Source organism: Paramicrobacterium humi, assembly GCF_900105715.1.
GTDB classification, from domain to species: Bacteria; Actinomycetota; Actinomycetes; order Actinomycetales; family Microbacteriaceae; genus Paramicrobacterium; species Paramicrobacterium humi.
The window spans coordinates 907,625-925,163 of record NZ_FNRY01000001.1 but is presented as its reverse complement, the minus strand read 5'-3'; the positions used below and the strand labels follow the sequence as shown (position 1 = coordinate 925,163).

Sequence of the window (17,539 nt, the reverse complement as noted above, 5' to 3'; positions counted from 1 at the left end):
CCGTGTTCGGGGGTGAGCCGATCGTAGCGTGCCGCAGGGCGTCGCGGCATCACCTACCCGATCGCGACACGGCGCGCGAGGGTCGTGGGCTTGGACGCGACGAGCCAGCTGCCGATGGCGATGGCCAGCGGCATCCCGATCACGAGCGCCCCGAGCGCGATCCACGGCGGGTCGAAGGCGACGTACCCGCTCGTGTCGATGAGCGAGATGCCGTACGTGGTGATCAGCCCCGCGATCGTGCCCGTCACGGTTCCCACGCCGACGAGCACCACCGCCTGCCAGAACGCGAAGGCGCGGCGCAGCGACCGGGTCGCCCCGACGGCGGCGAGGGTCGCGTCGTCGGCGCGGCCGTCGGCGCGTGACAGGCCGATCGCGACCGCGCTGGCGCCCACGAACAGGGCGCCGGCGATCAGCAGCACCGCGAGGATGATGTACAGCCACGTCGGCTGGGGGCCGTTCTCGACCTGCACGTTCGTGCCCAGCGCGGTGAGACGCTCATTGAGGGCGTCGACCTGCGATTGCGTGAACGGCTCGTGTCCGGGTGCGGCCACGAGGGCGCGCGGCTGCGTCTCGATGCCGAGGGTTCGGGCCGTGGCCGCCGAGATGATGACCGGGTCCGAGGCGAGCACGGTGGGCTCCGCGTACACGGCGGGAATCGCGCGGGAGCGCTCCGGGGTGGCTCCCGCGTCCGGGTTCCAGCGCTCGGCGTCGGGCGCCCACCAGTCGAGGGTGACTTCCTGGTTCAGCAGGAACACCGGGTTCGTGGTGACGGCCGCACCCTGCGCGAACGCGTCCCGCGTCGCTTTGCTCGGCGCATGCCCGAGGAAGAGCGCGAGCCCGTCGGCGTCGGAGATGATGACCGTGTTCACGTTGCCCGCCCGGTTCATCAGCGGCATGTCACAGCGCGGGTCGGTGTCGGCGAGCTTTCGCGCGTAGGTGTTGTACTCGGCGCTCGAGAGCGAGTCGGCGAGTGAGGCGTCGTAGTCGGCCGAGCCCGGATCGGTGGGGCACATGTTCGCCGGTGGGTACACCGGCACGACGGACAGGCCGGAGAGCGGCTCGCCCGTGTCCAGATCCCAGACCACCTTCGGCTCGTCGTATCGGGCGGTGGCGGCAGGGGCCAACTCGTCGCGGACCAACGTGGTGAGCGCCGCCAGATCGGTCGGGTCCTCGTCGGGCGCGGCGGTGGGGATGTAGGTCACGGCCTGGCCCGGCTGGGCCTGGTACCAGTGGTAGGCCGCGTTCGAGGTGCTGGTGGACACGGTCACGTTGATGACGACCACGGCGAGGAAGGCCGTGACCATGATGGCCGCGAACGCGGGCACGGAGCGCGCCCGGTTGGCGGCGCTGTCACGAGAGGCGAGCCGCGCCCCGAGCCCCACGCGCGAGACGACGCGGGCGATCACCCGCAGCACCGCGCCGCCGCACATGATCACGCCCACCTGCAGCACGATCGGCCCGCCGATGACGCCGGCGAGGCTGAGCCAGAACCCCCAGCCGCTCATGGACGCGCCGGCCCAGTTGAGCGCCCGAAGGCCGAGGGCGCCGACCAGGGTCGCCGCCACGCCGATCACCAGGTAGCTGAGACCCCACCGCGTGGCCTTCGCCGAGACCTGCGCGGGCTTGCGGCTGCCGCGCAGGGCGGCGAGAACGTCGAACTTCACGGCGGCGCGCGCCGGGGCGATCGCGGAGCACAGGCCGACAAGGGTGGCGACGAGCAGGACCGCGCCGAGCGTGACCGGTTCGGCGTGGAACCCCCAGTACTGCGTGGCGCTGCCGTTGTTCGTGGCGCGCATGAACACCGCGGCGGCCGGCACGCCGAGAGCGAGGCCGATGACGCCGCCGATGAGGCCGAGAACGAGGCCCTGGCTCGTGACGACGCGATACAGCATCCGCCGTTCACCGCCGACGCTGGCGAGCGTCGCGAGCGCCCGCTGCTGCTTGCGCGCCCCGACCGCGAAGGCGGCGCCGGCCAGCAGCACGATCTCGAAGATCGCGAACGCCGCTGCGAGCAGGAGCATGACGCCGAACTGGCTCCAGAATCCGCCGCTCATCGCGAGCTCGCCGGCGCTCGCGTGTTCGAGCACGTTGCGCGAGAGCACGGTGACGCCCGCGTCGTTGAGGCCGTCGAGCTGGTCGCGCGTGATGACGGTGTCGGGCAGGTAGTAGCTGGTCTCCCAGGTCTCGAGCGCGGTGCCGAACGTCGTCGCGGGCGCGTAGATCCACTCCTCCTCGTCCGTGCTCATGGCGTCGTCGAGCACGCCCGTGATGTGCAGCGATTCGGCGGGGTCGGTGAGCGTGATCGTGTCGCCGACACGGGCGCCGAGCCGGGCGAGGGTAGCTTCGCTGACGAGCACGTCGCCGGGCTGCGCCGGCGCGGCACCGCGGACGATGTGCGTGCGGCCGGCGAAGTCGTCGCCCCAGAGCGGACCGAGGGCGACCAGCAGCTGGCCGACACCGCTCTCGGTCTCGGCGGTGACGGAGGCCGTGGTCAGGGTTGTGAGCCTCGCGCCGGGGAACAGGGCCTGCACGCCCGCCTCATCGAGCCGGTCGCCGGGCCCCCCGGACACCGGACCGTCGTCGGGCGAGTGGTAGTAGCGGGGTTCGACGGGATCCTGCACCATGCCGGAGTGCGTGCCGATGTCGGTGTAGAGCTTCGCCTCGTTCTGGCCGAGTTCGGCGGCGATCTTCTCCTGCGGCGTCGGGAAGGTGCTCTGCCCGATGACGGCCGCGGCGGAGAAGCCCGCCACCGGGAGCAGCACCATGATCACGACGATCAGGCTGGTGCCGCGTGAGCGCCACACGGAGCGGCGGGCGATGCGCAGCGCGAGCCGCCATTCGGCGAGGGAGCGCCGCAGCCGGTTCTGCTCGCGGTCGGGACCGCCGCGCTTGTAGCGCGGCTGTGATGGAGAGTGTCTGGGCAACGGTCTATCCAATCGCAACTCGACGGGCGAGGGTCGTCGGCTTGGAGGCTACGAGCCAGCTGCCGATCGCGATCGCGACCGGCATCCCGATGGCCACGAAGCCTAGGACGAGCCATGGTGGAGTGAAGGGTCCCGAGCTAAAGGCTCCTGCTACTCGGAGTCCGTAGCTGATCAGCAGTCCGGCAGTGGTGCCAATCAGTGTGCCCACGCCCACAAGGATGATCGCCTGCCAGAACGAAAATGACCGGCGCAACAGGCGGGTTGCTCCCACCGCAGACAGGGTCGCATCGTCGGCGCGCCCATCTGCGCGCGACAACCCGATTGCAACCGCGCTCGCGCATACAAACAGCACCCCAGCGAGGAGGGCGACGATCGCAATGATGTAGCGCCAGGTCTGGTCAGGGCCACGCTCCACGAAAACGCCGCTGTTCAGCGCCCCAAGGTCGCCATTCAATTTGTCGATTTGCGCTTGGCTGAATGCCTCGGACCCGGGTGACGCGACGAGGCGGCCTACTGCGAGTGAGATTCCCAGGGTCTCCGCCGTTTCGGTGGACATCAGCACTCTATGGGGAAGCGGGTATGTCGCCTTGACGCTGACGGCGCGCATCGTCGTCTCAGTGAGGGGTTGCTGGCTTGGAAGTTCAGAAGAGCTGCCTGAAGGCCCTTCGTCGGCCGCCCACCACTGCAAAGTGAGGTGGCCGTCATTGATCAACATGGGGGCCGAAGACACGACGCCGCCGCTCTCGAAGGTTTTTCGAACGTCATCCGGAACGTGACCTCCAAGCCAGATGGCCAGCCCGGCGAGAGTCGTCACGCTGATCTGGTTCCAACTGTGAGATACAAGCTCCGCGGACGCGCTGCAGCGCGCGTCCGTCGCCGTGAGATGTTGTTGTTCCAGAGCCGCTGCCGAACTCGACTCCCACACGCCGGCGTCATATTCGGGAGAAAGTGGATTGGATGGACAGAGGTGTGCGACCGGAACGCTGGCTGTCACGTGTACCCCGTCGCTCGGCATGCCCGTGTTCGGGTCAAGCTCTATAGCGGGATCGTAGAATCTCGCAACGCTTGCCATTGGCGCGTCCTCCGCGACAATGGCCTCGATATCGCCGACGGCGACGCGCTCTGAATTATCCAAGTTTTTCGGGATGAAGACCGTTGCCTGGCCTGGAAGCGTTGAATAAACGTATTGGGCAGTGAGCTGTTGCGTCTGCACGGTACCGATGCAAATCACCGTGATGGCGAGAAAAGCGGTCACCATAACGGATGCGAACGCGGGCACACTGCGACGAGTGTTCGAAGCGCTGTCCCGTGAGGCTAGACGGGCTCCGATGCTGAAGTGCGAGGTGAGACGAGAAATCGTGCGGAGCACAAGGCCGCCGCACATGATCGCACCGATCTGAGCGATGAGCGGACCGGCGATCATGGCGCTGAGCAGCACATCCGTGAGTGCTGGATGCGCGTCCCACTCGAGATTGCGGATGGATATGGCCGAACCGATCGTGGAGACGATGCCTAAGATCATGAACGCCAGACCGAAGCGCGGAGCCGCTCGCGATGGTGCAGCCGCCCTTCGACTCCCGCGTAAAGCGGCAAGCACATCGAACTTAGCGGCTGCACGAGCCGGAATAACGGCTGACGTCAACCCCACGATTACGGCGAGGGCAATGATGGCTCCGAGCACAAGCGGTTGTGCGTGAAAGCCCCAGTACAGCGTGGCGCTACCGTCGCTCGTGATGGCCATGACCACGGCCGCGGTCGGAACACCGATGACGACTCCAACGATTCCGCCGATGCCTCCGAGCACGATTCCCTGCGAAAGAACGATTCGCCGCATGACTCGCTTGCTTCCGCCAACGCTTGCGAGCGTCGCAAGTGCGCGTTGCTGCTTGCGCGCACCCACGGCGAAGGCAGCGCCCGCGAGCAAGACGATCTCAAAGATCGCGAATACGGCTGCCATCGCTATGAGAACACCGAACGGTTGAAAGGGACTCGATGCTCCTGCGAGTTCTAGGGACGTGGCGTGGGAGAGGATGTCGCGAGAAAGCACCGTGACCCCGGCATGGTTGAGTCGCGCGAGGTCGCCCATGTCCACAACAGTGTTGGGCAGAAAGTAGCCGTCGAGGCGCGTACTCAGAGTTGAGGCGAAATCGCCCTCCGGCAGGTAGATCCGTTCGACAGCATCCGCATTCTGTGCATCTCGGAGAACGCCAGTGATCGTGAGATCCGCCTGGCTCGGGCTCACGATGGTTACGCTGTCGCCAACGTGCGCACCCAGATGCTCGAGCGCGGCGGACGTGACAAGGACCTCTGAACCGGTGGACGGAGCACGGCCCTCGATGATGTTTGTGCGCCCTGTGAACGCGTCATCCCAGAGAGCGCCGACAGTAACTGGAAAGCTCGCAACTCCGTGCGAGGTCTCGGCCCGAACATCGCTGTTGCGGACGACGAACATTTCCGTGCCCGCGGGAAACAGAGCCCGCACACCGTCCTCATCGAGCGGCGTACTCGGCGTGGAACCTAACGATGGTGAGTTGATGTCATGGGGGTCAAAGCGATTCTGAGAGGCATGCGGATTCGGACCGATGTCGGTGTAGAGCTTCGCCTCGTTCTGGCCGAGTTCGGCGGCGATCTTCTCCTGCGGCGTCGGGAAGGTGCTCTGCCCGATGACGGCCGCGGCGGAGAAGCCCGCCACCGGGAGCAGCACCATGATCACGACGATCAGGCTGGTGCCGCGTGAGCGCCACACGGAGCGGCGGGCGATGCGCAGCGCGAGCCGCCATTCGGCGAGGGAGCGCCGCAGCCGGTTCTGCTCGCGGTCGGGACCGCCGCGCTTGTAGCGCGGGCGCTCCGTCGCGCCCGTGCCGTGGCGGTTCATCGCTCGACGGTTCCGGTGAGCAGAGACTCGATCGGGGTGACGGTCGACTCGTCGACGATGCGGCCGTCGCGCAAGAACACGATGCGGTCCGCCCAGGCGGCGTGGCGCGCGTCGTGGGTGACGAGGATGCCGCCCGCTCCCGCGTCGACGCGGCCGCGCAGCATCCGGAGCACGACGTCGCCGGTCTCGGAGTCGAGGGCGCCGGTCGGCTCGTCGGCGAGGATGAGCTTGCGTGGCCCGACCACGGCGCGGGCGATCGCGACGCGCTGCTGCTGGCCGCCCGAGAGATCGTCGGGGAAATGGTCTGCGCGGTCGGTGAGTTCGACGCTCGCGAGGGCGGCGTCGGCGGCGGACTTCGCCTTGCGGGGCTTCCAGCCGTCGAGCTCGAGGGGGAGCGAGACGTTCTCGCGCGCGGTGAGCGTGGGGATGAGGTTGAAGTCCTGGAAGACGAAGCCGAGCGTTCGGCGGCGCAGTGTCGCGATGGTCGCGGGCTTCGCCTCGCTCAAGTACGTGCCCTCGACGATGACCTCGCCGGCGGTCGGCGTGCTGAGCCCTCCCGCGACGGCGAGAAGCGTCGACTTGCCCGAGCCGGAGGCGCCCATGACGGCGACGAGCTCGCCCTCGCTCACGGTGAGGTCGACACCGGCGAGAGCGGTGACCGAGGTGGCGCCCTTGCCGTAGTGCTGCGACACCCCGTCGAGGCGCAGCAGTTCGGCGCTCATCGCGCCGCCCCCTCTGCGGGAGTGGAGACGGGTCTGCCGCGGCGCGGCCGCTCGGCGGCAACCGGCATGACCCGGTTGGCGTGACGCTTGAGCCGCGTCTCGACGTGATCGAGCCAGCGCACCTCGGCCTCGGCCTGGAAGATGAGGTTGTCGACGACGAGCTGCCAGGCGAGCTCTTCGGGGCCGTCGGCGTCGCCGCCGTTGTATTTGGTGCGGGTGAGGGACTGCAGGTTCGCGAGCGACGCGCGGCGCTGCACCTGCACGACCTGAGTGATGTCGACGCCCGGAAGGGTCGCCGCGAGGGCCAGTTTGACGGCAAGCTCGTCGCGCGTCGACGGGTTGCGCTCCACCGGGGAGGACAGCCAGCCGGCGACCTCGGCGTGACCGGCCTCGGTGATCTCGTAGTACTGGTGCCCTTCGGCATCCGTCTCGCTCTTGATCACGAGGCCGTCACGCTCGAGGCGCTCGAGCGTCGAGTAGGTCTGGCCGACGTTGAGCGGCCAGGTCGAGCCTGTTCGCCGGTCGAACTCGGCCTTCAACTGGTAGCCGTAGGCGGGCCCCTGATCCAGGATCGCCAGAAGGCTCTGCTTGACGCTCATTGATTCCCCCACCTATTGCGTACTCGGTATGCAGAAGTATATGCATACCGAGCGACTAAATGGGAGGAGTCCTTTCCGCGTGTTTCAGTAGGCGACGGTGAACCGGGCGCGGTTGTGCGTGGGCTCCTCGATCTCGTCGGCGAACGCGATAGCGAGATCGGCGCCCGAGATGTACGACTTTCCGTCGGCGTCGCTCAGCAGCACGTCGTCGCCGACGCGGAACGACCCCGTGCGCTCCCCGGGAACCCAGGAGCCGAAGTCGCCAGCGGGGCTCACGTAGAACCAGTCGACGTCGGTCTTGCCCGACCGCAGGTAGTCGAGCACCTTCTTGTGCGACAGCGACTCGTTCTTCGCGACCTCGGGGAACTCGGGCGTCTCGACCAGCAGCGGGCCGTCGTCGCTCACGAAGAGGCTGCCGGCGCCGCCGACGAGCCCGAGACGGGCGCCCTGAGCGGATGCCGCTGCGGCGACGCTCGGCATGGCGTCGAGCAGCTTCTCGCCGTTCTGCTCCGCCGCGCGAAGAGCGACGATCAGCACGTCGGCGCCCGTGCTCACATCGCGAACGAACTCCGCGTCGTGAACGCTGCCCTGTCGAGCCGTGAGCCCCTCCCGATTCGCGAGCGCGCTCGTATCGCGCGCGACGCCCGTGACCGTGTGGCCGCGAGAGAGCAGCTCATCGGTGATGTGCCCTCCCGCATATCCGGTTGCTCCGAAGACGACGACGTGCGACATAAGGGTTCCTCCAGCGATCAGGGCGGCGAAGTGCGCGCCACTGTCACCAACCGCGCCGGGACGAGAGTTGTTCCCCGAGGCGGGCCCGGAACCGCTGCTACTCCGCGCGCACCACGGAGAGCACGTTGCCCGCGGGGTCGCGGAACCACGCGATGAACGGTTCGCCGTTCTCGTCGCTCATGATGCCGTCGGCGTCCGTTGTCATCCCGGGAAACTCGTCATCGCCGTAGATCTTCGTCGTGACACCCCGTTCGTTCAGAATCGCTACAGCGGGCGCGACGTCGCGCACGGCGAAATTGAGCACCGTGAAGGTCGCCGGCACATGGTCGGGCTTCGCATAGATGAACGCGGTGCCGCCGCCGAAGAAGTGGAGGCGAACGCCGCGCTCGTCGCGATCGTGCGACAAGCCGAGAGTGTTGCCGTAGAACGCCTCTGCGGCATCCAGGTCGTCAACGGAGAATCCGCTGAATGCGGGCGTCTGACCGAACATGCTGTGCTCCTCTCGTCAGCCCTCGAGGTAGTCGCGAAGGACGCGCGCCTGGTTGCGCTCGGGGTCCTTGGCGCTGAACAGGAGGGTGAGCGTCTTGTGCGTGCGGGCGAGATCGCGCAACTCGTCGACGGCGTCGTTCGCGTCGAGCTCGGCCCGATACCGTGAGGCGAACTCGTCCATGCGCTCCGGATCGTGGCCGAACCACTTGCGCAGCTCCGTGCTCGGTGCGACGTCCTTGAGCCACGCATCGGCATGAGCGTCGTCCTTTGCCACGCCGCGCGGCCAGATGCGATCAACGAGAACCCGAAAGCCGTCGCCCGGGGCAGCGTCGTCGTACACGCGCTTGATCTCGATGCCCATGGCCGGGAGTCTACGCCCGGCCATGGGCACTCGCCAGAGGTCGCTACTTCGTGCTCGTGGCGGTCGGCTCAGGCGACTGGCCCGCCGACTCGTATGCCTGCTGGATGGCGCTCGAGAGTGCCGCGGGGTCGGTGATGCTGCCGCCGTAGAGCTCGCCGTCGATGAGCACGGTCGGCGTGCCCGAGAGCGGGGCGGGCGTCGCCATGTTCGGCAGGTCCTGCTTCATGGCGCGGTCGGTGGCCTGCGAGACCCACGAGCTGAACGTGCCGTTGTCGATGCAGCTCTTCACCTTCTCGTTCGTCACGCCCGCTCCCTGGATGAGCGTCCACAGTTCATCGTCACTGAGCCCTGACGTATTCTCCTCCGGCTGGTTCATGAAGAATGCCGAGTTCACGGCGAGGAAGCTGTCGGGCTCGTAGTTAGCCACGCAGGCCGCCGCGTTCGCCGCGCGCGTCGAATACTTTGTGCCGTTCGAGAGACGGTCGAGGAACGAGATGGGGTGCACCTCGAGGGTGATCGTGCCCTGCGCGGCCATCTGCGTCAGCTGGTCGCCGTTCGCGGTCTCGAACTGGCCGCAGTACGGGCACATGTAATCGAGGTAGACCGCGACGTGCACCGCGTCAGGGTACTTGCTCACGTCCGTTGCGACGGGATCATCGCCTGCCTTGAGCGCCGGAGTCGTCACGACGCTGGGCTGACCGGAGTCGCCCGCGATCAGAACACCGTCGCTGAGCATGTTCTGCGGACCCGCTGTCGTCTCGGTCGGCTTCGACGACGTCACGATGATGAGCACGATCACGACGACGGCCGCCACGACGACAGCTGCGATTCCGCCCTGCCACGCCCAGCGCACTCGTCGCTGGTGCCGCTCCTGACGTTCCCTCTCCTGCTTCGCGATCTCGCGAATGCGCTGTTTGCGCTGGTTCTTTGAACCTCCGGCGGGGCTGGGACTGCTGGGTTTCGGGCTCACGGCTCATCCTGGTCGAAGCGGGGAAGGGGACTTTTCGACCCTACGCCAGGCCGTTTGCCTTCTCATGTGTGAGGGCTGTGAGAAGTCGCGGCCCATACCCCTATTTCACGGGCGTCTCGGTGGGGGCGGGGGTCGCGCTCGGCGTCGGGCTGCTCGCGTCGGTTCCCGTCGACTCGTCCGAGCTGAGCATCTGCGAGATGAAAGTGATCAGGTCGGTGGGCTTTGTGATGTCTCCCGTGAACTTCTCGCCGTTGACGAGGACGAGCGGCGCTGTGGCGACCGCGTCGACCTTCGTGCCCGGGAGGGGACCGTTCGCGGCCTTCTGGGAGGCGTCGGCGACCCAGTCGTCGAAGCGGCCGTCGGTCACGCACTTCGACACGTCGGTGTTTGCTCCGCCGAGTGCGGGGGTGAGAGCGGTGATGACGCCTGCGGCGTCGATCGGCTTGTCGGTGACGGCCGGGTTCGCGTCGAGCAGTGCCGTGTTCGCGGCGAGGAAGCTCGACGGGGCGACGTCGGCCACGCAGGCCGCCGCGTTCGCGGCGAGGCTCGAGTAGTTGTCTGTCTTCGCGTCGTAGCCGTCGAGGGCGATCGGGTGCACCTCGAGCTGGATGTAACCGTACGTGAGCCACTGCTGAAGCTGCTGCATGTTGGCGGTGTCGAAACTCGCGGCATCCGTGCTGCCGTAGTCGACGTACAGCGTCAGGTCGACGACTCCCTTCGCGGGTGCGGGAGTGGGAACGGGGGCCTGGCCCCACTGACGAGCCGCCGTGGAGACCGGAGTGACGGACTGGCCGTCGCCCGTGAGCACGAGGCCGTCGCTCAACATGTTCTTCGGGCCTTCATGCGCGATCCGCAGGTTCGTCCACACGACGAGCGCGATCGCCGCGAGGAGGGCGACGACGAGAAGGACGAGTCCCGAGATGCCGAGGATCTTGTTGCGCTTGCGCCGCTTGCGCTCCGCCTCCCGCTTGATGCGGGTCATCTCTCGCTGCAGCTCCCGCCGTTCCTTCTTGGTCAGGCCGGCGAGTTCCTTCTTGTCGATCGTCATGCGGGGGCGCAGTTCCTTTGCTCGTGGTCTCGCACGAAGTGTAGTCGCTGCGACTATGGGGACTGCTCAGCGGCGGGCGATGGGTGCGGTGCGCGGTCCCACGTCATAGCGGGCGAGCGCGTCGGCGTCCTGGGCCACGCGAGCGGCCCGCCGGGCGGCATCGAGAGCAGCGACGGGATCGGACTCCGCTTCGGCGAGGGCAAGCTGCCGCTCCGCCTCCGCAAGGCGCGTGCGGGCGTCGGCCCCGACGCGCTGGCGGTTCGCGGTGATGAGCTCGCGCGCGGTCTCGAGATGGCTGCGCGCCATGAAGAGCGCTCCCGTGAGCGCCTCGCGGGCGTTGTCGATGCGCTGCTGCTGAGTGCGCGCTGTCGCGAGGGCCTCGTCGAGTCGATCATCCGCGGTGCGCACACGCTCGATGGCGGCCAATGGATTGCGCAGCCCTGTGTGGCTCGCCTCCGCGTCGAGCACTGTGCGGAGGGCCTCAACTGCCTCGCCGATCTCTCGAGCGGTGGCGGGCAGCTCGCTGGCGTCGCGCACGCGGGCGGCGTCGTCGGCGTGCCGTCGCGCGCGCTCGCGGATCTGGACCAGCTCGTCGTCGGCGGCTCGCAGCCGCTCCGCCGAATGCTCGAGGGCCGTGAGCGCGTCGGCGGCCGCGCCGACCGCCTGCTCGGCCGCTTCGATAGAGGGCACGGCAGGAACGGCGGAGTCCGTCGCCGCCGCAGCGTGACCGACTTGGCCCTCTGCGATCAGCAGCTGAGCCTTTGCCGTCGCGACGGCGTCCGCCTGGTCGGCGAAGGCCTCGGGCGCGTACTCGTGGCCGAGGCGCTCGCGCAGCTCGGCGGCATCCCGCAGTCGGGCCTTCACGCGCTCGAGTCGCTCGGTGAGCGTGCGGAGTCGGTCGGGGGCAGCGCGTTCGGCGGCTCGGCGATCGTCGAAAGTGGATGTCGTCGCGTCCAGCTCATTGCGGGTCTGCTCACACAGTTCGAGGATCCGCTCCGACCACCTGCGGCGTTCGCCGTCCGTGTCGGGCACTTCGTCGCTCAGCCGTTGCCGCAGCCGGAACGCCTCGCGCAGCGTCGTGCGAGCCGATTCGAGGGTCGCCGCGAACTGGCGCGTTGCATCGTCACCAAACTGGGCGACCGCGAAGTCGAGCTCTTGCGCGCCGCGCCGAACGGACTCGTCGGCGCTCACGAGCGCTTGGCCCGCCCGGATCTCGAGCTGATCCAGGCTCTCGGGGCGCGGATCTACGATGCGTCCCGCAGCGATCGCGCGACGCCTGCTCGCCTTCACGGCAAGGGTGATCGCGACGGCGATCACAGTCGCTGTGCCGAAGACGACGAGCGAGGGCACCCACCACAGACCTGCCATGTGACGAGTGTAGGAAACTCGCCTTGGCGTTGCAGTGGAGTCAGCCGAGCAGCAGCTCCCCGAGAGTGTCGACGGAGTGCACGATCGCCATGGCGCCCTCGGCCTCGGCGGGGGAGCCGTAGCCCCATTCGACGATGATCGAGGGGATGCCGTGGGCCGTCGCGCCCTCGACGTCGTAAGAGCGGTCTCCGATGTACACGCTGTGCGACGTGTCGACGCCCTTCTGCTGCAGGCGCTTCAGGGCGAGCGCGATGACATCGGCCTTCTCGCTCACGCTCTCGTCGGCGCTTGCGCCGCAGACGACGTCGAAGCAGTCGATGAGGCCGAAGTGCGAGAGAACCTTCGTCACCTGGTACTCGGGCTTGCTGCTGGCGACAGCCACAGGGACTCCGGCGGCCTTGATGCGCGCGATGAGACCGGCGAGGCCCGGGTAGACGGCCGAGCCGGCCCACGGGCCCTCGGCCTCGGAGATCGAGCGGTAGACGCCCAGCGCGTCGACGGCTTCGTCGGGGGTGAAGCCGTAGTTCTCGAGAGACTCGAGCATGGGCGGGCCGACCCAGCCGAGGAGCTCGTCCTCGGTGGCGGCGGGGCGGCCGACCTTCTCGAGAGTGCGGAAGATGCGGTTGACGATTCCGGGGGCGGAGTCGGTGATAGTGCCGTCGAGGTCAAAGAGAATGCACGACCACGTACGGGTGATCTGCGGGGCGGCCGTTGCCGCGTCCGCGAGGGAGGGGGATTCAATAGTCATGACCCGCCTATGCTAGATCACTTCCCCTGAGCGCGCTCTCATAACGATCGAACCTGACCCGAAGGTGGGGCAAGGCGGCTCAGAACAGGCGGCCGTCGATCAGGTCCATGCCGCGCATGGCGTCGTAGTCGAGAACCAGGCAGCGGATGCCGCGATCCTCCGCGAGCGTGCGCGCCTGCGGCTTGATCTCCTGGGCGGCGAAGACGCCGCTGACCGGAGCGAGCAGCGGGTCGCGGTTCATGAGCTCGAGATATCGGGTGAGCTGCTCAACGCCGTCGATGTCGCCACGACGCTTGAGCTCGACGGCGACGGAGGCGCCAGCGGCATCCCGAGCGAGAATATCGACCGGTCCAATGGCCGTCATATACTCGCGGCGCACGAGGGTGTGGCCCTCGCCGAGCAGGTTGATCTGCTCGGCGAGCAGCTTCTGCAGGTGGGCCTCCACGCCGTCCTTCTGCAGACCGGGGTCGATGCCGAGCTCGTGCGCGGAGTCATGCAGTACTTCATGGATGGAGACGACGAGCTGGTCGCTCGTCTTGCTGTGCGTCACCTTCCACAGCTGAGCGACGCCGAACTCGCGCTGCTCGTCATCGGGGTCGGCGACCGAGAGGGTGCACGGGGGGCTCATCCAGTTGAGCGGCTTGTAGCTTCCGCCGTCGGAGTGCACGAGAAGGCTGCCGTCGCTCTTGATCATGAGCAGTCGCGTGGCCAGCGGAAGGTGAGAGGTCAACCGACCCGCATAGTCAACCGAGCACTTCGCAATCACCAATCGCACCCTGCGAGTGTACCTGGCGCGCGCGAAGGAACCGACGGCGAGAGGCCTGCCGTCGGACCCGCCGGAATCAGGCTCCCGAGCCGACGAGCTCGCGGGGCGCGTGGGCCGGGAGCCAGGCATCCGGCCCGAACACCTCGTAGTGAACATTGGCGTCGTCGACACCGAGCTCCTCGAGCTTGGCGCGGACCGCCTTCATGAACGGCGCCGGACCACACAGGTAGACCTGCGCGTCCGGGGCGAGAGCGACCCGATCGAGGTTGATGAGCCCCTCGAACACGGCCTCCGTCTCCGGATGCGACGCCAGGTCCTCGTACCAGTGCATGAGCAGGGCGTTCGGCAGCTCGGTCACGAGGTCGGCGAGCTCTGCGCGGTGCGCGTGGCGGGCCATCGACTGGTCGGCGTGCAGCACGGTGATCTCACGCGGGCTCTGTCGGCTCGCGAGGTGGTTGAGCATTCCGATGATGGGCGTGCAGCCGATGCCGGCCGAGATCAGAACCAGCGGGCCCGTTCCCTCGTCGAGGACGAGGTCCCCGTAGGGGAGCGAGCAGCGCAGCCCGTCGCCCTCGAAGAGGGTGCGGTGCAGGTGGTTCGAAACCTGGCCGGCAGGGATGCCGCGCGCCTCCCGCGCCGGCTCGGCCTTGACCGTGAAGCCCCACGCGCGATTGCTCTGCGTGCGGGTGAGGCTGTACTGCCGGATCTGTCGAGCGCCGTCGGGCAGCGCCACCTGCACCGAGATGTACTGCCCGGGCAGCGCCTCGGGAAGCGGGCTGCCATCGGCATTCGCCACCTCGAACGAGACGGTGTCGGGCGACTCCTGGCGGCGGCTTCGCACGCGCAGCTCGCGCCACACGTCGTCCGGTTCGACCCCGAATCGGGCATACAGCGCGGTCTCGCGGCCGACAAGCACGGCGGCCATGTCCCAGTAGACCTCCGACCAGGCGTCCACGACCTCGTGCGTCGCGGCGTCGCCGAGCACGATGCCGATCGCCTCGAACAAGTGCTGGTGGACGATCGAGTACTGCTCCGGGGCGATGCCGAGCGACGCGTGCTTGTTCGCGATGCGGTTCAGCATGGCGTCGATGCTCGGGGCGTCGTCGCGCACGAGCAGGGTCGCGTAGGCGCCTATCGCTCCGGCCAGCGCCTTCTGCTGCCCGCCCTGGGCCTGATTGCCCCGATTGAAGAGATCCTGTTCCAGCTCCGGGTGGGCAGCGAACATGCGCTGGTAGAAGATCGGTGTGATGTCGCCGATGGCCGCGCTGATGGCAGGCAGCGTGTCTCGGACGATGGCGGTAGCGGATGCTGAAATCACGGTGTTCCTTGTTCTCCCCCGCCGGCGAGAGGCCCTGGAACGGACGGCGCTCGCCGGCTCACGTCGACTTCTACACAACGTAGAAGTTCTACACGTTGTAGAAGTATAGGTCGCGGGTCACCCCTGAGCGGGGGTCACGCCGTGTTTAATCGCGTCAGTTCACGGCGTGCTGCTTCGCACGCTCGCGCGCGGCGGGAGAGGCGATGCCGGCGAAGGCAATGAGCGCGAGCACAACGAACAGGGCATTGAGCAGGCTGATGTGGTCGGCGAGAAGGCCGATGAGGGGCGGTCCGACCAGGAACGCGCAGTAGCCGATGATCGCGACGGCGCTCACGCGAGCGGCCGCGTTGCGCGGCGCGTCTGCCGCAGCCGACATGCCCACGGGGAAGCCGAGGGAGGCGCCGAGTCCCCAGAGGATCGCTCCGACGATGAGCATCGGCAGTCCGGGGGCGATGATGAACAGGAACAAGCCGAGAACGGCAGACACCGAGCACGCAACGAGCACGGGAACACGGCCGAACCGGTCGAGGAACGGACCGCCGACCACGCGGCCGGCCGTCATCGCCGTGAGGAAGACCGCGAGCACCGTGGCTCCCGTCGACTCCGTGAGGCTGTGCCCGTCGACGACGGCGAGAGCGACCCAGTCGTTCGCGCTTCCCTCGGCGAACGCCATTCCGAGGATGATGACGCCGATCGCCAGCAGCCGCAGGTCCTTCCACACGGCGAGATTCGCGCGAAGGCGAGAGCGCCAGTTCTCGTGCGAGGCGGCCTCGTCCTCGAGCTCCTCGCGCACGGGGACGTACCGCACGGCGGCCACGGCCGCGGCGACGATGAGCACCGCCATGCCGAGCGCGTGCCAGATCAGAGGAACGTCAAGCAGCTCGGCCAGGGCGGCGATGCCCGCGCCGACGACGGTGCCGCCGCTGAAGCACGCGTGCATGAGCGGCATTATCGTCTTGCCGAGCGCCTTCTCGCTCGCGGCGGCCTCGACGTTCATGGTCACGTCGACGCTGCCGTTCCCGAATCCGAATAGGCCGAGGCCGATCCCCACGAGCGCGGGCGTGTAGAAGACGGCGGCGCCGAGCCCGATGAGCGTCAGGCCCGCGGCGACGAAGCTCAGAGACGTCACCATGCTGCGTCGGGCGCCGAAGCGCGCGAGCATGATGGGGGAGAGGATCAAGCCGATCACCGAGCACACCGACATGCACATGACGAGCAGTCCGACCGCTCCCGTCGTGATGTCGAGGTTGGCCTTGATCGTGGGCACGCGAGCCGCCCAGGTCGCGACGCTGAGCCCCGAGAGCGTGAATACGACGAAGATGGCGTTGCGCCAGGCGATGAGCTGCCCGCGGGCGATGGTGTGGGTCACGGTCGTCTCTCGAGAACGGGGATCGAATCGATTCGATCAAGGGAATCCAGCCTAAGCTAGCCGAGACGATCGCAGAGCGTCAAGCGTATCGACACTGATCGAGCAGGAGACAGTCATGCCGCGGAACCCCCTCCCCGACGGCCGTCCGACCCTCGCCGACGTCGCGTCGCGGGCGGGGGTGTCTCCGTCGACGGCCTCCATCGCGTTCAGCGGGCAGGGGCCGGTGTCGGATGCCACAAAGCAGAAGGTGCTGCAGGCGGCATCCGACCTGGGCTATGCCGGCCCGGACCCCCGGGCCGCGGGACTGCGCAAGGGACGCAGCGGCATCGTCGGAGCCGTGCTCGCCTCGCGCATCGGCGTCTCCTTTCGAGACCCCGTTCTCATCCAGACGCTCGACGGGCTCGCTGAGGAGCTGAGCGGAATCGGCGCCGGCCTGCTGCTCATGAGCGAACAGGACGAGGGATCAAGCCAAGTGACCATTGTGGACGCTCCCGTCGACGCGGTCGTGCTCATGGGCTGGCACGGCGACCTCGCGCAGACGATCGACGTGCTGCGTCGGCGCTGCGTCCCCGTCGTGGCGATCGAGTCGGACGATGTCGGCGACAACCCCGTGATCAGCGTCGACAATCGCGGCGGCTCCCGCCTTCTCGCGCAGCACTTGCGGGATCTCGGGCACGAGCGCGTCGCGGTCGTCACCCTCGGCATCACGCGGCCCACGCGTCCCGTGCCCCTCACGCCGGAGCTCGAGGCGCTGAGCGTCGCTCCCGCGAAGGCGCGCCTCGCGGGAGCGCGCGAGGTCTACCCGAATCTCACGGGCTGGGTCGCGGGCGCCAGCCGAGTGGATGCCGGCAAGCACGCGGCCCGCGCGCTGCTCGACGTTCCCGCCGACGAGCGCCCCACGGCGATCATCGCGCAGAGTGACCTCATCGCCGCGGGAGTCATCGCTGCCGCGGAATCGCTCGGGCTCGAGGTGCCGCGCGACGTGAGCGTGGTCGGCTTCGACGGCATCCGCGTCGACAACCTCGCGCCTCGCCTCACGACCGTCGCGCAGCCCGCGCAGGCAAAGGGGACGGCGGCCGGCCGTGCCGTCATCGCGATGCTCGAGGGGGAGCGCGCGGAGTCGACCTCGTTCGAGGTGCGGTTCATCGCCGGCGAGACGACGGCGCCGCCGCGGGCGTGAGCCGGCGGATGCCGCGAGCAGGCGTGCGGGATACGCTGGAGTCACGACGATCGGAGGCAGCGTGGCGAAC

At 68.1% G+C, this 17,539-nt stretch carries 15 protein-coding genes; 1 reads left to right on the top strand and 14 read right to left on the bottom strand.

Annotated elements, in window-relative coordinates:
• Nucleotides 1–53: 53 nt before the first annotated feature.
• From BLV49_RS04690 to BLV49_RS04625, 14 genes are all read right to left on the bottom strand, one after another.
• Nucleotides 54–2,924, bottom strand: coding sequence for an FtsX-like permease family protein (locus BLV49_RS04690; protein WP_091180542.1), 2,871 nt, complete (start codon nucleotides 2,922–2,924; stop codon nucleotides 54–56).
• 4 nt (nucleotides 2,925–2,928) lie between these two features.
• Nucleotides 2,929–5,799 carry an FtsX-like permease family protein gene (locus BLV49_RS04685; RefSeq protein WP_091180540.1) on the bottom strand — a complete coding sequence of 957 codons (2,871 nt, stop codon included), beginning with the start codon at nucleotides 5,797–5,799 and terminating at the stop codon, nucleotides 2,929–2,931.
• Nucleotides 5,796–6,521, bottom strand: a complete 726-nt coding sequence (locus tag BLV49_RS04680; protein WP_091180535.1) for an ABC transporter ATP-binding protein — start codon at nucleotides 6,519–6,521, stop codon at nucleotides 5,796–5,798. Before BLV49_RS04680 ends, BLV49_RS04685 begins: the two co-directional genes overlap by 4 nt.
• Nucleotides 6,518–7,120, bottom strand: a complete 603-nt coding sequence (locus BLV49_RS04675) for a PadR family transcriptional regulator (RefSeq protein ID WP_091180532.1) — start codon at nucleotides 7,118–7,120, stop codon at nucleotides 6,518–6,520. The genes BLV49_RS04680 and BLV49_RS04675 overlap by 4 nt, the downstream gene beginning before the upstream one ends.
• 84 nt (nucleotides 7,121–7,204) lie before the next feature.
• The gene (locus tag BLV49_RS04670; RefSeq protein ID WP_091180528.1) at nucleotides 7,205–7,852 is read right to left on the bottom strand and encodes an NAD(P)-dependent oxidoreductase; all 648 of its coding nucleotides are present in this window, start codon (nucleotides 7,850–7,852) and stop codon (nucleotides 7,205–7,207) included.
• Between the two features lie 97 nt (nucleotides 7,853–7,949).
• Nucleotides 7,950–8,342 (bottom strand): VOC family protein, encoded by a 393-nt coding sequence (locus BLV49_RS04665; RefSeq protein ID WP_091180525.1) that lies wholly within the window; start codon nucleotides 8,340–8,342, stop codon nucleotides 7,950–7,952.
• Between the two features lie 15 nt (nucleotides 8,343–8,357).
• Complete coding sequence (locus BLV49_RS04660) at nucleotides 8,358–8,702, bottom strand: DUF488 domain-containing protein (RefSeq protein WP_091180519.1); 345 nt, start codon at nucleotides 8,700–8,702, stop codon at nucleotides 8,358–8,360.
• Between the two features lie 43 nt (nucleotides 8,703–8,745).
• On the bottom strand, nucleotides 8,746–9,672 hold the full coding sequence (locus BLV49_RS04655) for a DsbA family protein (RefSeq protein ID WP_143033954.1): 927 nt from the start codon (nucleotides 9,670–9,672) through the stop codon (nucleotides 8,746–8,748).
• A gap of 100 nt (nucleotides 9,673–9,772) precedes the next feature.
• Nucleotides 9,773–10,720 (bottom strand): DsbA family protein, encoded by a 948-nt coding sequence (locus BLV49_RS04650; RefSeq protein WP_091180512.1) that lies wholly within the window; start codon nucleotides 10,718–10,720, stop codon nucleotides 9,773–9,775.
• Nucleotides 10,721–10,786: 66 nt separating this feature from the next.
• The gene (locus BLV49_RS04645) at nucleotides 10,787–12,088 is read right to left on the bottom strand and encodes a coiled-coil domain-containing protein (protein ID WP_091180508.1); all 1,302 of its coding nucleotides are present in this window, start codon (nucleotides 12,086–12,088) and stop codon (nucleotides 10,787–10,789) included.
• A 40-nt stretch (nucleotides 12,089–12,128) separates the two neighbouring features.
• On the bottom strand, nucleotides 12,129–12,836 hold the full coding sequence (locus BLV49_RS04640; protein ID WP_091180504.1) for an HAD hydrolase-like protein: 708 nt from the start codon (nucleotides 12,834–12,836) through the stop codon (nucleotides 12,129–12,131).
• 79 nt (nucleotides 12,837–12,915) lie between these two features.
• The gene (gene nucS, locus BLV49_RS04635; protein WP_091180501.1) at nucleotides 12,916–13,611 is read right to left on the bottom strand and encodes an endonuclease NucS; all 696 of its coding nucleotides are present in this window, start codon (nucleotides 13,609–13,611) and stop codon (nucleotides 12,916–12,918) included.
• A gap of 67 nt (nucleotides 13,612–13,678) precedes the next feature.
• Nucleotides 13,679–14,920: a globin domain-containing protein gene (locus tag BLV49_RS04630; protein ID WP_091180498.1), complete on the bottom strand. Its 1,242-nt coding sequence runs from the start codon at nucleotides 14,918–14,920 to the stop codon at nucleotides 13,679–13,681.
• 154 nt (nucleotides 14,921–15,074) lie between these two features.
• Entirely contained in the window at nucleotides 15,075–16,289 is a 1,215-nt protein-coding gene (locus tag BLV49_RS04625; RefSeq protein WP_091180495.1) for an MFS transporter, read from the bottom strand.
• 115 nt (nucleotides 16,290–16,404) lie between these two features.
• On the opposite strand from BLV49_RS04625, the gene BLV49_RS04620 reads away from it, so the two are divergent.
• The gene (locus BLV49_RS04620; RefSeq protein WP_091180492.1) at nucleotides 16,405–17,469 is read left to right on the top strand and encodes a LacI family DNA-binding transcriptional regulator; all 1,065 of its coding nucleotides are present in this window, start codon (nucleotides 16,405–16,407) and stop codon (nucleotides 17,467–17,469) included.
• Nucleotides 17,470–17,539 lie beyond the last annotated feature (70 nt).

What these genes read in the sequence shown, in the direction of transcription:
- BLV49_RS04685 (WP_091180540.1), bottom strand. Translation starts at nt 5,799, where the DNA reads ATGAACCGCCACGGCACGGGCGCGACGGAGCGCCCGCGCTACAAGCGC.
- BLV49_RS04680 (WP_091180535.1), bottom strand. Translation starts at nt 6,521, where the DNA reads ATGAGCGCCGAACTGCTGCGCCTCGACGGGGTGTCGCAGCACTACGGC.
- BLV49_RS04675 (WP_091180532.1), bottom strand. Translation starts at nt 7,120, where the DNA reads ATGAGCGTCAAGCAGAGCCTTCTGGCGATCCTGGATCAGGGGCCCGCC.
- BLV49_RS04670 (WP_091180528.1), bottom strand. Translation starts at nt 7,852, where the DNA reads ATGTCGCACGTCGTCGTCTTCGGAGCAACCGGATATGCGGGAGGGCAC.
- BLV49_RS04665 (WP_091180525.1), bottom strand. Translation starts at nt 8,342, where the DNA reads ATGTTCGGTCAGACGCCCGCATTCAGCGGATTCTCCGTTGACGACCTG.
- BLV49_RS04660 (WP_091180519.1), bottom strand. Translation starts at nt 8,702, where the DNA reads ATGGGCATCGAGATCAAGCGCGTGTACGACGACGCTGCCCCGGGCGAC.
- BLV49_RS04650 (WP_091180512.1), bottom strand. Translation starts at nt 10,720, where the DNA reads ATGACGATCGACAAGAAGGAACTCGCCGGCCTGACCAAGAAGGAACGG.
- BLV49_RS04645 (WP_091180508.1), bottom strand. Translation starts at nt 12,088, where the DNA reads ATGGCAGGTCTGTGGTGGGTGCCCTCGCTCGTCGTCTTCGGCACAGCG.
- BLV49_RS04640 (WP_091180504.1), bottom strand. Translation starts at nt 12,836, where the DNA reads ATGACTATTGAATCCCCCTCCCTCGCGGACGCGGCAACGGCCGCCCCG.
- BLV49_RS04620 (WP_091180492.1), top strand. Translation starts at nt 16,405, where the DNA reads ATGCCGCGGAACCCCCTCCCCGACGGCCGTCCGACCCTCGCCGACGTC.